This is a genomic window from Pseudomonas sp. LARHCG127, assembly GCF_052871455.1.
This window is the reverse complement of the sequence record NZ_JBIXJT010000004.1, coordinates 330372-343168: the sequence shown is the minus strand read 5'-3', so window position 1 is coordinate 343168 and position 12797 is coordinate 330372. Positions and strand designations below refer to the sequence as shown.

14 protein-coding genes are annotated in these 12797 nt (G+C 61.6%); 2 read left to right on the top strand and 12 right to left on the bottom strand.

The features are described 5' to 3' along the window. Nucleotides 1–165: 165 nt before the first annotated feature. The 4 genes from ACIPQ1_RS09825 to plsB form a co-directional block, all read right to left on the bottom strand. Nucleotides 166–855 (bottom strand): DUF4197 domain-containing protein, encoded by a 690-nt coding sequence (locus ACIPQ1_RS09825; RefSeq protein WP_446534020.1) that lies wholly within the window; start codon nt 853–855, stop codon nt 166–168. 30 nt (nt 856–885) lie between these two features. After that, nucleotides 886–1290 carry a YbaY family lipoprotein gene (locus tag ACIPQ1_RS09820; RefSeq protein WP_411386597.1) on the bottom strand — a complete coding sequence of 135 codons (405 nt, stop codon included), beginning with the start codon at nt 1288–1290 and terminating at the stop codon, nt 886–888. Between the two features lie 170 nt (nt 1291–1460). Next, nucleotides 1461–1763, bottom strand: a complete 303-nt coding sequence (locus ACIPQ1_RS09815) for a hypothetical protein (protein WP_446534019.1) — start codon at nt 1761–1763, stop codon at nt 1461–1463. A 188-nt stretch (nt 1764–1951) separates the two neighbouring features. Then, nucleotides 1952–4450, bottom strand: coding sequence for a glycerol-3-phosphate 1-O-acyltransferase PlsB (plsB, locus tag ACIPQ1_RS09810; RefSeq protein WP_446534018.1), 2499 nt, complete (start codon nt 4448–4450; stop codon nt 1952–1954). 250 nt (nt 4451–4700) lie between these two features. Here plsB and ACIPQ1_RS09805 point away from each other — a divergent pair, with 250 nt between their 5' ends. Beyond that, on the top strand, nt 4701–4910 hold the full coding sequence (locus ACIPQ1_RS09805; RefSeq protein WP_207965472.1) for a cold shock domain-containing protein: 210 nt from the start codon (nt 4701–4703) through the stop codon (nt 4908–4910). A gap of 215 nt (nt 4911–5125) precedes the next feature. Here the strand turns inward: ACIPQ1_RS09805 and ACIPQ1_RS09800 are convergent, their stop codons facing one another. From ACIPQ1_RS09800 to dapE, 3 genes are all read right to left on the bottom strand, one after another. Continuing rightward, nucleotides 5126–5503 carry a hypothetical protein gene (locus ACIPQ1_RS09800; protein WP_250963596.1) on the bottom strand — a complete coding sequence of 126 codons (378 nt, stop codon included), beginning with the start codon at nt 5501–5503 and terminating at the stop codon, nt 5126–5128. 79 nt (nt 5504–5582) lie between these two features. After that, a complete protein-coding gene (locus tag ACIPQ1_RS09795; protein WP_250963595.1) occupies nt 5583–6392 on the bottom strand; it encodes a putative RNA methyltransferase in 810 nt (269 codons plus the stop codon). Further along, complete coding sequence (gene dapE / locus ACIPQ1_RS09790) at nt 6392–7543, bottom strand: succinyl-diaminopimelate desuccinylase (protein ID WP_411386600.1); 1152 nt, start codon at nt 7541–7543, stop codon at nt 6392–6394. The genes ACIPQ1_RS09795 and dapE overlap by 1 nt, the downstream gene beginning before the upstream one ends. A gap of 394 nt (nt 7544–7937) precedes the next feature. On the opposite strand from dapE, the gene tcdA reads away from it, so the two are divergent. Then, nucleotides 7938–8756, top strand: coding sequence for a tRNA cyclic N6-threonylcarbamoyladenosine(37) synthase TcdA (gene tcdA / locus ACIPQ1_RS09785; RefSeq protein ID WP_030139502.1), 819 nt, complete (start codon nt 7938–7940; stop codon nt 8754–8756). A 126-nt stretch (nt 8757–8882) separates the two neighbouring features. Here tcdA and ACIPQ1_RS09780 read toward each other — a convergent pair whose 3' ends face one another. From ACIPQ1_RS09780 to ACIPQ1_RS09760, 5 genes are all read right to left on the bottom strand, one after another. After that, nucleotides 8883–9287 carry a SufE family protein gene (locus ACIPQ1_RS09780; protein WP_446534017.1) on the bottom strand — a complete coding sequence of 135 codons (405 nt, stop codon included), beginning with the start codon at nt 9285–9287 and terminating at the stop codon, nt 8883–8885. Further along, nucleotides 9284–10489: an aminotransferase class V-fold PLP-dependent enzyme gene (locus tag ACIPQ1_RS09775; protein WP_446534016.1), complete on the bottom strand. Its 1206-nt coding sequence runs from the start codon at nt 10487–10489 to the stop codon at nt 9284–9286. The genes ACIPQ1_RS09780 and ACIPQ1_RS09775 overlap by 4 nt, the downstream gene beginning before the upstream one ends. A 112-nt stretch (nt 10490–10601) precedes the next feature. Then, the gene (gene dapD / locus ACIPQ1_RS09770) at nt 10602–11636 is read right to left on the bottom strand and encodes a 2,3,4,5-tetrahydropyridine-2,6-dicarboxylate N-succinyltransferase (RefSeq protein ID WP_186705492.1); all 1035 of its coding nucleotides are present in this window, start codon (nt 11634–11636) and stop codon (nt 10602–10604) included. A gap of 32 nt (nt 11637–11668) precedes the next feature. Continuing rightward, nucleotides 11669–12031: an ArsC family reductase gene (locus ACIPQ1_RS09765; protein WP_284739268.1), complete on the bottom strand. Its 363-nt coding sequence runs from the start codon at nt 12029–12031 to the stop codon at nt 11669–11671. Between the two features lie 356 nt (nt 12032–12387). Continuing rightward, the gene (locus ACIPQ1_RS09760) at nt 12388–12783 is read right to left on the bottom strand and encodes a type II toxin-antitoxin system PemK/MazF family toxin (protein WP_250965968.1); all 396 of its coding nucleotides are present in this window, start codon (nt 12781–12783) and stop codon (nt 12388–12390) included. Nucleotides 12784–12797: the final 14 nt, after the last annotated feature.

The following is a 12797-nucleotide window of genomic DNA, read 5'->3' as shown; positions in this document are numbered from 1 at the left end:
GGGGGGGGGTGGTCGCCACGTCTGGTGGGGCCACCACCCCCCCCGCCGGGGGCCCCCCCCCCCCCCCCCGGGCCCCACCCCCCCCCGCCACAGGATCGTGGTTTGTCAGATAGACAGTGTATTCATCGCGAGCAGGCTCGCTCCCACAGGGTTTTTGCGCTTGGCTTAGAGCGTACCGAACACTTTCTTCGCCAAACTGGTCGCCGCAGCCGCCGGGTTCTGGCGAATGGTGGCTTCCTGCTTGCCGATCATTTCGAACAGCCCGTCCAGCGCCTGTTCGGTCACGTAGTTTTCGATGTTGGCGCTCTTGGCATCCAGCACGCCGAAAGTGGCGGCCTGGCCGGCGAAGGCATTGTATTGCTGGGCCAGGCCGACCTTGTCGGTGGCTTGCTTGACGATGGGCAGGAACTTGGCGCGGATCTGCTCGCGGCTGCTCTTGTTCAGGTATTGCGTGGCCGAGTCGTTGCCACCACTCAAGATGCCCTTGGCATCGTTCACGCTCATGTTCTTCACGGCATTGACCAGGATCGGCTGGGCCTGGACCACCGCGGCTTCGGCGGCCTGGTTCATGCTGGTTTCCAGTTGATCGACCTGCTCACCCATGCCGAAGGCCTTCATCTTGCTGGCAACTTTGCCCAGCTTGCCTGGCAGTTCGATCTTCACGTCCGGGTTGTTGCTGAAGCCGCCGGGAGTGCCGAGTTGCTTGACCGCCACCTGCGCGCCTTGGGTCAAGGCGTCCTTGAGGCCACCCGTGGCATCTTGTTGCGACAGGTCGCCCAAGGACAGGGCCATGGCATTGGCGCAGATCAACAGGCCGGCACACAGGCCGGTGAAACGAAGGGTAGGGCGGAGCATGGCAGCTTCCTTGATGGAATTTAAAAGGAATCAGCGTGCGGCGTTGACGCGAATCTTCAACGGCTGCGGATCTTTGCCATCGAGTTGGACCGTATGCTGTTCAGTGGTGATGAACAGCAACTGGCCGTCCACTTCGATGCGGGCGTTCACGGCATAACGATGGCCGGGCTTGACCTGGTTGGCATCATAACTGAGGTGGAACGGCAACGGGACCTGGCCTTTGACCGGGCCGCTCTGCTCATCGAGCACCACCGCGGGAGCGTCGGCCAGGGAAACGTCCTGCAGGCTCACGCTCAAGGTGGCGTTGGGCGGCAGGGCGATGCGTTGCAGATAGAAGACTTCGCCATCGAGGGACGCGACGGGGGCGGCGGGTGGCGTTGATGATTGGCACGCGGCCAGCAGTGAAGTGAATGCAAGCAGAAGACATTTTTTCATGTGGAAGTACCTTTCCTTTGACGCCAGCAACACGCTCGCGCCAAAGAGAATCTGGAGGATTCGGCACCAAAAATCCAGCCGAAACGTAACGACTCAGATGTTGGGCGCGATTGGATGACCGGTTTCAATGGCTAATCGGAAGAATGCAGCTGTCTTGCACTTCGCTACAGTCATTGCGCTGAAAGCTGGACATCAACTTCCTGATCGCCGCCATTCCAGGTGAAGGTATGCTCGGCAGACAGGGAAGTGGGAGCGTAGCCGTCGATTCGCGCGCTCACCGTAAACGCTTCCTCTGGGCCAGCAACGTCGCTGTCAACGGTGAAGGTGACGATCCATGGCGTTTTCGGCGCTTGGTTGGAGCCGATACCGGCGGATGTACGAGGCGTTGTGAGAGTCACGTAAGTGCTGCCATTTCCAGGAGGTTGATAGCCGTCTGGCAGGTGAATGGTTGCGGTGATGGTATGCAGGTTCATGTTGAATTCCTTTTCAATACGTCGAGATTGACGTAAGCCCATCCTAGAGAGCTGCTCCAAAGTTCTCTGTAGGTCCTTTCTTCGTTTGACGTCACTTTGGCCGCTGCGCAACGTCGGAGTACGCCTGGGGATTGACCCACTCACTCACCGGAACCGTTCCATGGTTCACGGTGAGTGATCGGCATCCCTCAAAGGTTGGGGCTGACGGCAACTTCCGCCGCGTCTTCACTGCGATGCAACGCCACCTGGCGGATCGACAGGCGAATTTCCGCCGGCAGCACGCGCTTGGCCGCACCTTCGGCCAGTTCCCCCAGCAGCTCGTGGTAGCTGAGTTTGCCTGCCTCGTCGCGGCGCAGCACGTCGAGGTCGAGCATCGTCTGGATAAAGTGGCGGAACAGGCTCTTGTCGAAGAACTCCGGCGCATTCAGGCCATGCAGGATCGACAGGCGCTGGGCCATGACGGTGCAGAGGTCTTCCAGTTCTTCGGCGCTGACGGTGTTCTGGCCGCTGTTGAGCAGCAGCGAGACGGTCATGTAGAAGCGCTGCAAGGTCTGGGCGATGCTTTTCGACAGCAACGTCAGCAGCACGAAGTGCCGCGAACTTGGCGCCGGACGCAGGTACAGGTCGTTTTCGAAACGCAGCAGGCCCTGTTCGACGAACGCGTCGAGCCACTGATCGACCACGCCGTCCAGTTCTTCCAGCGACCAGCGAATGAACAGCTCCGATTGCAGGTACGGGTACAACGCATGGGTGTAGCGCAGGATTTGTTCGCGGCTCATGCGCGAGCTGCTCTGGAAGAAGCTCGCCAGCAGCGCCGGCAGGGCGAAGATGTGCAGCACGTTGTTGCGGTAGTAGGTCATCAGCACCGCGTTCTGCTCGTCCAGGTACAGAATCTTGCCCAGGGCATCGCTCTGTTCCGACAGCAGGTCCATGCCTTTGACGTGCTTGATCAGCGCTTGGCCATCGCCTTCGGGCAGGGTGGTGTGGGGCGAGTACGGGACTTTGCGCAACAACGCCAGGTACAGGTCGAGCACCCGGGCCATGGCGCGGTCGTCCAGGGCCAGGCGGCTGGTGGACAGCAGCGCCAGGGCGACGAGGTTGACCGGGTTGATGGCCGCGGCTTCGTTCAGGTGCCGGGCCACGCGTTCGCCGAGGCGGTGGGTGGTCGCGTTGAGCCAGGCCGGTTTGAATTGCGGGCCCAATTCCTGTTGGCGCCAATCCGGTTGTTCGCTGTCGAGGAATTCCGCCAGCTTGATGGGTTCGCCGAAGTTCACCGCCACCTGGCCGAAGCGCTGCTTGAGGGCGCCGATGACCTTGAAGATGTCGAAGATCGATTCTTTTTTCTTGCTGGCCCCGCGCAGTTCGCCCAGGTAGGTACGGCCTTCCAGTACCCGTTCATAACCGATGTAGACCGGCACGAAGACAATGGGCATGCGTGACGAACGCAGGAAGCTGCGCAGGGTGATGGCGAGCATGCCGGTCTTGGGTTGCAGCATGCGCCCGGTGCGCGAACGACCGCCCTCGACGAAGTATTCCACCGGAAAGCCTTTGGTGAACAGCGTGTGCAGGTATTCGTTGAACACCGCGGTGTAAAGCGGGTTGCCCTTGAAGGTGCGGCGCATGAAAAACGCCCCGCCACGGCGCAGCAGGCCGCCGATCACTGGCATGTTGAGGTTGATGCCGGCAGCGATGTGCGGTGGCGTCAGGCCGTTGCGAAACAGCAGGTATGACAGCAGCAGGTAGTCGATGTGGCTGCGGTGGCACGGCACATAGATGACTTCGTGGCCCTGGGCGACGTTCTGCACGCCTTCGATGTGGTTGACCTTGATGCCGTCGTAGATCTTGTTCCAGAACCAGCTCAGCACCACTTCCAGGAAACGGATCGCGGTGTAGGTGTAGTCCGAGGCGATCTCGTTGCCGTAGCGCAGGGCCTGGGCCTTGGCTTTTTCCGGGGAGATCTTTTCCCGCTCGGCTTCCTCGGCAATCGCCTGCTTGACCAGCGGCTGGTTCAACAGGCCCTTGACCAGATGACGTCGGTGGGAAATGTCGGGGCCGATGACCGCCGCCTTCAGATTGCGGAAGTGCACCCGCAGGATCCGCTGGGCCATGCGCACGGTGCGTTCGTGGCCCTTGTCGTGTTCGATCAATTCGCGCAGGTGGATCGGCGCGGAGAATTGCACGCGGGTCTTGCGCCCCAGGATCATGATGCTCAGCAGGCGACGCAGGCGCCCGGTAACGGCCCAGCTGTCGGCGAACAACAGTTTCCAAGGGCTGGATTCGCTGTCCGGCGACTGCCCCCAGAACACGCTGACCGGGATGATCTGTGCATCCTCGGCGGCGTTGTGGGTCAGGGCGTCGACCAGCCGCGTCAGGGTGGGCGGCGCACCGCGCTTGTCCTGGCGCCCGATCCAGTCTGGCGCTGGCGTCAGGTAGAAAAACGCCGCCGGCTCCAGCAGGTTGCCCACCGAGACCGGCAGCACCGGACGGGGCAGGCCGGCCTTGGTGCATTCGGTGTCGAGCACCGCCAGGTCGGTGAGCGAGGGATCTTGCAGGACGTAGAACACCGGACGACTGCGGTCGAGGTTGAGGGTGAAGGACGACTGGTTGATCGTCTCGGAGCGAACCCAGAGGTACAACAGTCGGCGCAGGGTGCCAAACACAAGACGGCGGAACGGGGAGCGGGTCATACGGCTTCTGCATGAGTGGATAAAACCGAGCGGCTGCTCGAGCCCGCTAGTGTGCCGGATTCATCGAAAATCGGCAAAAAAGCGCCGAAGTAAAGTCAGTTGAGAGTTTTTCCGGGTGTCATATACTCGGCCGGTTACTGCCCCGGCCTTCTCCATGGACGGCCGGACGGTGGCTTAGGTTCGTACGGCTTTGCCTTTTGCGGTTGGGCGGGAAAAGCCGACTTAATAATAAGAGATGGGAGTGAGCATCATGGCAGCACGGGAAACCGGCAGTGTGAAGTGGTTCAACGACGCGAAGGGTTACGGCTTCATCCAGCGTGAAGGCAGCGCGGATGTATTCGTGCACTACCGCGCGATTCGCGGCGAAGGCCACCGTTCACTGACTGAAGGCCAGCAGGTCGAGTACGCGGTGGTGGAAGGGCAGAAGGGCTTGCAGGCTGAGGATGTGGTGGGGTTGTAACCCGCATTTGCTAGCTATACAAAACCCATTGTGGGAGCGAGCTTGCTCCCACAGTTTTGAATGGGGTGCCACATAGTTCGTGCCCACCACATATCCCCTGTGGGAGCGAGCTTGCTCGCGATGACGGCGTTACATTCAACATCACCGTCTCAGGCAGACCGCTATCGCGAGCAAGCTCGCTCCCACAGGGGGCTTCGGTGGGCTGGGAGTCAGCGTTACGCCGTCTTCCAGGTAATCTCTTCTTCCCCATCGGTGCTGATGCGAATCCAGCGGTCCGCCGATTCTTCTCCTTCTTCTTCCACCCAGGAGCCAGGCGCGCAGCGCACTTCGACGTTCAGCGCGGCGAAGGCGGCGCGGGCGCAGGCGATGTCGTCTTCCCACGGGGTCTGGTCGCTTTCCAGGTACAGGCTGTTCCATTTGCCCACGGCCTTGGGCAGCCAGGTCACCGGGATGTTGCCGGCCTTGCACTTGTAGGTCTGGCCTTTCTGTACCCAGTCGCTGCAAGGGCCCAGGGCCTGGCCGAGCCAGTTGGCAATGGCCTTGTGGTCGACGTCGGCGTCCTTCAGGTAAATCTCGATATCGGGTTGGCGCATGGATGTCCTCGCTGCGGTCTTGAAAAATCCATTCGCGGATTTAACTGGCCCCAGGCGATTGCCCGAGGCCTAAAGGTCATTATTGAAGAATGAAATAATCGTAGCGCATCGACACCGTGACTTCGAACGGCTCGGCCTGCTCGATCACGCTGGCACGGCGTTCGGCACTGGCGCGCCAGCCATGGGGCGTCATCGCCAGCAGGTTGGCGCGGTCCTGGCCATCGGTGAGCACCAGTTTGAATTCGAGGGTTTCGCTGTGATCCAGCGCCATGCCCGGTGGTACCAGAGCCAGGTGCTTATCGTCGGTGTATTCACGCACTTCGTCGTAGAGACGCTCGCGCAATTCCATCAGGTGACCGGCGGTGGGGCCGACTTTCATCAGTCCGCCGCCGGGGCTGAGCAAGCGCTTGGCCTCCTGCCAGTCCAGCGGGCTGAAAACGCTGGCCAGGAACTGGCAACAGCCGTCCGCCAGTGGCACCCGGGCCATGCTGGCGATCAACCAGGTCAGTTGCGGGTTACGCTTGCAGGCTCGTTTGACTGCTTCGCGAGAGATGTCCAAGGCATAGCCATCGGCATTGGGCAGCGCTTCGGCAATTTGCGCGGTGTAGTAGCCTTCACCGCAACCGATGTCGAGCCAGCGCCCAGGCGCGCGTTCGGCGGCCAACTCGGCCAGGCGCCGGGCGACCGGGGCGTAATGCCCGGCGTTGAGAAAGTCGCGGCGAGCCTCGACCATCGCCTGGTTGTCGCCAGGGTCGCGGCTGTTCTTGTGCTGCACCGGCAGCAGGTTCAGGTAACCCTGCCGCGCACGGTCGAACCGATGCCCGGCCGGGCACACCACGCCGTTGTCCACTGCGTTCAGCGGTTCACTGCAGATCGGGCAGGCGAGCATCAGGCGAGCAACTTGATCAGCGTCTTGTAGTAGATCTCGGTGAGCACGTCGAGATCGGCGGCCAGCACACGCTCGTTGACTTGGTGGATGGTCGCGTTGACCGGCCCCAGTTCTACCACTTGCGTGCCCATGGTGGCGATGAAACGACCGTCGGACGTGCCGCCGCTGGTGGAGGCTTTGGTCTCGCGGCCGGTCACGTCCCTGATGCTCGACGACACGGCGTCCAGCAAGGCACCCGGCTCAGTGAGGAATGGCAGGCCGGACAAGGCCCAGTCGATGTGCCAGTCCAGTTGATGCTTGTCGAGGATATCGGCGACGCGCTGTTGCAGGCCTTCGACGGTGGATTCGGTGGAGAAGCGGAAATTGAACACCGCCTCCAGGTCACCGGGGATCACGTTGGTCGCACCGGTGCCGGAGTTGAGGTTGGAGATCTGGAAACTGGTCGGCGGGAAGAAATCGTTGCCGTGGTCCCAGTGCTCGGCGGCCAATTCAGCCAGGGCCGGCGCGGCCAGATGGATCGGGTTCTTCGCCAGGTGTGGATAAGCCACGTGGCCTTGCTTGCCGCGTACGGTCAGCTTCGCGCCGAGGGAGCCGCGACGACCATTCTTGACCACGTCGCCCACCAACGTGGTACTCGACGGCTCGCCGACGATGCACCAGTCCAGTCGTTCCTGGCGGGCCTTGAGGCGTTCGACCACGGCTTTGGTGCCGTGGTGGGCCGGGCCTTCTTCATCGCTGGTGATCAGGAAAGTCAGCGAGCCCTTGTGATCCGGGTAATCGGCGACGAACCGCTCGGCCGCCACGACCATCGCCGCCAGGCTGCCTTTCATGTCCGCCGCGCCACGACCGCAGAGCATGCCCTGTTCGTCGATGACCGCATCGAACGGGTCGAGCTGCCAGGCCTGCACCGGACCGGTCGGCACCACGTCGGTGTGCCCGGCGAAGCACAGCACCGGGCCGTCATGCTTGCCATGGCTGGCCCAGAAGTTATCCACATCCTCGATGCGCATCGGCTCAAGCTTGAAACCGGCGTCGCCCAGGCGCTGCATCATGATGTTTTGGCAATCGGCATCCACCGGCGTCACGGACGGACGGCGGATCAGGTCGCAGGCGAGTTGCAGGGTCGGCGAGAGGTCGGCGTGGGCCGTCATGAAAAACTCCGGAAGCTGGAAAGGAGATCGCAGTCCCTGTGGGAGCGGGCTTGCTCGCGAAGCTCTTAGCGTCAGTGATGACGCCTTCGCGAGCAAGCCCGCTCCCACAGGTCCTGAGTTCGACCGTTGGATGGTATTCGGCCGACGCTTACAAAATGGCGGTTATCTTATAGCAAAACGACCCTCATGGGCCCCTGGCGGGGGACAGGTGGAACACAAAACCTGTGGGAGCGAGCTTTCTCGCGATGGCGGTGGATCAGTCGATACTCTATTGACTGGACTGACGCCATCGCGAGCAAGCTCGCTCCCACAAGGGGAAATTGGTGGGATTCGATTCGCGAACAGCTCGAATTGCCACGGCAAAGCCCTATAATGCGCGCCGGTTTTTGGGGTAATGGTCATGAGTACAGAAGATCCACGGTTTGCCGGCATCGCCCGTTTGTATGGCATCGAAGGCCTGGAGCGCCTGCGGGCGGCCCATGTGGCGATTGTCGGCGTCGGCGGCGTCGGTTCCTGGGCGGCGGAAGCCATTGCCCGTTGCGGCGTGGGCGAGATTTCGCTGTTCGACCTGGACGATGTCTGCGTGAGCAACGCCAACCGTCAGTTGCACGCCCTGGACAGCACCGTCGGCAAGCCCAAGGTCGAGGTCATGGCCGAGCGACTGCGCGGGATCAACCCCGACTGCACGGTGCACGCGGTGGCGGACTTCGTCACCCGCGACACCATGGCCGAGTACATCACGCCGAACATCGATTGCGTGATCGACTGCATCGACAGCGTCAACGCCAAGGCCGCGCTGATCGCCTGGTGCAAGCGCCGCAAGATCCAGATCATCACCACCGGAGGCGCGGGTGGGCAGATCGACCCGACGCTGATCCAGGTCTGCGACTTGAACCGTACGTTCAACGATCCGCTGGCCTCCAAGGTGCGCTCCACCTTGCGCCGCGACTACGGCTTTTCCCGCACCGTGACCCGCCACTACAGCGTGCCTTGCGTGTTCTCTACCGAACAACTGCGCTACCCGAAGCCGGACGGCAGCATTTGCCTGCAAAAGAGTTTTGTCGGTGACGGCGTCAAGCTCGACTGCGCGGGTGGGTTTGGCGCGGTGATGATGGTCACGGCGACGTTCGGCATGGTCGCGGCGACCAAGGCTGTGGATAAGATCGTGGCGGGTGTGCGACGGCCGGCGGACAGAGTCAAGCCCGGGCAGTAATGCAACGCTGCTCACTAAGGGAGTGGTGAACCTGTGGCGAGGGAGCTTGCTCCCGCTGGACTGCGCAGCAGTCCCCATTTTCATGAGCGCTTCGCACTCAAGCGGGAGCAGGCTCCCTCGCCACAGTTATTCCGTCAATTCGCGCATCCGCTTCAACACCGCATTCAACCCATTGCTGCGCGACGGCGACAGCTGCCGCGACAACCCCAACTGATTGAACCAGTCCGGCAAATCCACCTGCTGCAACTCGTCAGCGGACAAGCCATTGACCCGCGCCAGCAACAACGCCACCAGCCCTCGGATCAACCGCGCATCGCTGCTGGCGGAAAACTGCCAGTGCCCGTCGTGCAAGCGACCCACCAACCACACCTGGCTCTCACAGCCGTGGACGAGGTTGGCCTCGCACTGGTCGGCGTCGCTCAGGGGCGGCAGGCGTTCGCCCCATTGCATCAGCAGACGGGCCCGTTGTTCCCAGCTGGAGGCTTCCCGAAAAATCTGCAATGCGGTGAGGGCGTCGGCGGGCAGGCTCATCGCAGCATCTCCAAGGCCTGGTCCAGGGCTTCGAAGAAACGTTCGAGATCGGCGGAGTCGTTGTACAGCGCCAGCGACACCCGAATCGCCCCGGACAGCTTCAAATGCTTGAACAGCGGCATTGCGCAGTGATGCCCGGCGCGCACGGCGATGCCTTGCTCGGTCAGCAGGTGCGCCAGGTCGGCGTTGTGGATACCTTCGACCACGAAGCTGACCAGGGCCAGGCGTGGGTTGCCGACCAGGCGCACGCCGTTGCGCGCCAGCAGGCCGCTAAACAAATAGTCGTGCAACGCTGTTTCATGGTCGATGACCGCTTGCCCGTCGAGACCGGACAGGTAGTCGAGTGTCGCCCCCAGGCCAATCACGCTGGCGATGGGCGGTGTGCCGGCCTCGAAACCCAGCGGCGCCGGGCGGAAGGTGGCGCTGTGGTAATCGGCTTGCTGGACCATTTCGCCGCCAAATTGCCAGTGACGCAGTTTGCTGAGCGCTTCGGTGCGACCGAACAACGCCCCCAGGCCTTCGGGGCCGTACAGCTTGTGACTGGAAAATACATAGAAATCGCAGCCCAGTGCCTCCACATCGTGGCGGCCATGGACGACACCCTGAGCGCCATCGATCACCGTCAGCGCATCTTGCGCCTTGGCCATCGCCAGCAATGCCGGCAATGGCTGCCAGGTGCCGAGGACGTTGGATAACTGGCTCACGGCCAGCAAGCGCGTGCGCGGCCCGATCAGCTCGGCGGCGGCATTGGTATCGATCACCCCATCGGCATCCAGCGGCAGCACAACGAGCTTCAACGCGCGACGCTCGGCCAGTTGCTGCCAAGGCAACAGGTTGGCGTGATGCTCCAGGGCGCTGACAACAATTTCATCGTCAGGGTTGAACAGATGTTCCAGTCCGTAGGCGAGCAGGTTCAACGCCGAAGTGGCGCCATGGGTGAAAACGATCTGTCCGCAGTCCCTCGCGTTGAGCCATTGCGAAACCTTGAGGCGACTGTCTTCGAATGCCTGGGTGGCCAGCGCTCCGGGCAAATGTTGCGCACGGTGCACGTTGGCCGCGCCGTTGGCGTAATAGTGCGTCAGGGCGTCCAGCAGGGCTTGGGGTTTTTGCGTGGTGGCGGCGCTGTCCAGGTAGGTCTGGCCTTGCCGTTGCAGGGCGGCGATGGCCGGGAAGTCGGCGCGCCAAGGGGATTGGATCAACATGCTTTCGGGCCCTGCTGGAGTTACGCCGGACCCTGTGGGAGCTGGCTTTTTTTGTGGGAGCAAGCTTTGCTCCCACAAAAAAAGCTCGCCCCCACAGGTGAGGGAGTGAAGCTTAGTTGTGAGCGTGCAGTGCTTCGTTCAGCTCGATGGCCGACTTATGCGTCTTGCATTCCACTGCACCGGTTTCGGAGTTGCGGCGGAACAACAGGTCGGGCTGGCCGGCCAGGTCGCGGGCCTTGACCACTTTCACCAGTTGGTTGTTTTCGTCCAGCAGCTTCACTTTGGTGCCGGCGGTCACGTACAGGCCCGACTCCACGGTGTTGCGGTCGCCCAGCGGGATACCGATGCCGGCGTTGGCGCCGATCAGGCAGCCTTCGCCCACCTTGATCACAATGTTGCCGCCGCCCGACAGGGTGCCCATGGTCGAGCAACCGCCGCCCAGGTCCGAGCCTTTGCCGACGAACACGCCCGCCGAGACACGGCCTTCGATCATGCCCGGGCCTTCGGTGCCGGCGTTGAAGTTGACGAAACCTTCGTGCATGACCGTGGTGCCTTCGCCCACATAGGCGCCCAGGCGCAGGCGCGCGGCATCGGCGATACGCACGCCGGCCGGGACCACGTAGTCGGTCATTTTCGGGAATTTATCCACCGAGAACACTTCCAGCAGCTCGCCGCGCAGGCGGGCTTCGAGCTGGTGCTCGGCCAGTTCGGCCAGGTCGATCGCGCCCTGGCTGGTCCAGGCCACGTTCGGCAGCAGCGGGAAAATGCCGGCCAGGTTCAGGCCGTGGGGCTTGACCAGGCGATGGGACAACAGGTGCAGCTTGAGGTAGGCCTCAGGCGTGGAGCTCAGTTGGGCATCTTCGGCCAGCAGGGTGGCGACCAGTGGCTTGTGGCTTTCGGCCAGGCGGGTCAGCAGCTTGGCCTGCGCGGCATCGACGTTCCGGAGTGCCTCAGCCAATTGCGAGGCCTGGGCGGTGGTGAAGGTGATGGCCTGGTTGCCTTCGCTGTAGCCCAGGATCGGCGCGATAGCGGCAACGATCTCAGCCGACGGCTTGAGCATCGGCTGTGCGTAGAACACCTCCAGCCAGGCGCCTTCACGGTTTTGGGTGCCGACGCCGAAGGCCAGGCTGAACAGGGTAGTGGACATGAAATTACCTCTACAAAATGGACTGGGCAGGCTTACTTGATCTCTGCCGCATAAATATCTGGCTTGAAGCCAATCAGGGTTCGGTCACCGAGATCGAGCACCGGGCGCTTGATCATCGAGGGTTGGGCGAGCATCAGTTCGATGGCTTTCGTCTGGTCGAGATCGGCTTTGCGTTCGTCGTCGAGTTTGCGAAAGGTCGTACCGGCACGGTTCAACACCACTTGCCAGCCATGCTCGTCGCACCATTGGGTCAGGTGCTCACGGTCGATGCCGGCGCTCTTGTAGTCATGAAAATCGTAGTGCACAGCGTGATCATCGAGCCAGGTGCGCGCCTTTTTCATCGTGTCACAGGCTTTGATGCCGAAAAGGTGCAACGTTTTGCTTGAATCGGTCAAGGAACTGCCCCCTTTGCAGGTGCTGGAAATAAAAGGTGAAGGATTATGCCATGACCGGACGGTTTCGCGGCGGCCCAGGTTGATGCGCTGCAAAACCTGTGGGAGCGAGCTTGTGGGAGCAAAGCTTGCTCGCGATACCGGCGACACGGTTCAACTGCAACACTGTGCCATCGTTCATCGCGAGCAAGCTTTGCTCCCACAGGCTCATTCCACAGGGCAAGCTGCGACATTGGTACAACGGCCAGGCCCATGCTAGGCGGTTAATATGGCACTTCAACGGCGAGCTGTTGCCGGATGTGTAACGCTTATTGCGTTCGGAGCGAGGTGAAATCTGGAGTTGATCATTAGAGGCTGGGTCAGAGCGGAAGGTAAGCCTTCACACCGGTGATCACGCCTTGCATGTCTTCAGAGCCCAGGCGAGGAACAAAGTACTCTCGACCCTTGGATCGAGTCTTTCTGTGTAGCTTATCCAGACGTTCAAAACTCACGGTATAGATCATGTCGCACTTTACCCACAGTTCTTTGTAGCCATCGGACTGGAGGGGATTGGTGCGGAGCAGGTGATGCCAGTCCTGCTGAGTCTGTGGCGTTGTGGAGGAAATCGGTACCACGGTACAGAGCTTGCGACTATGTGTGACAGTGGGGGAGATCATCACCACCTTGCGGATCTTCAACATTTCAGGCGCAACAAAGCCCCGCGTGAAGTCGCAAAGAAGAACATCACCTTGCTTGGGATGGTAATAAAGAGGCATTCCTTATCCTCATG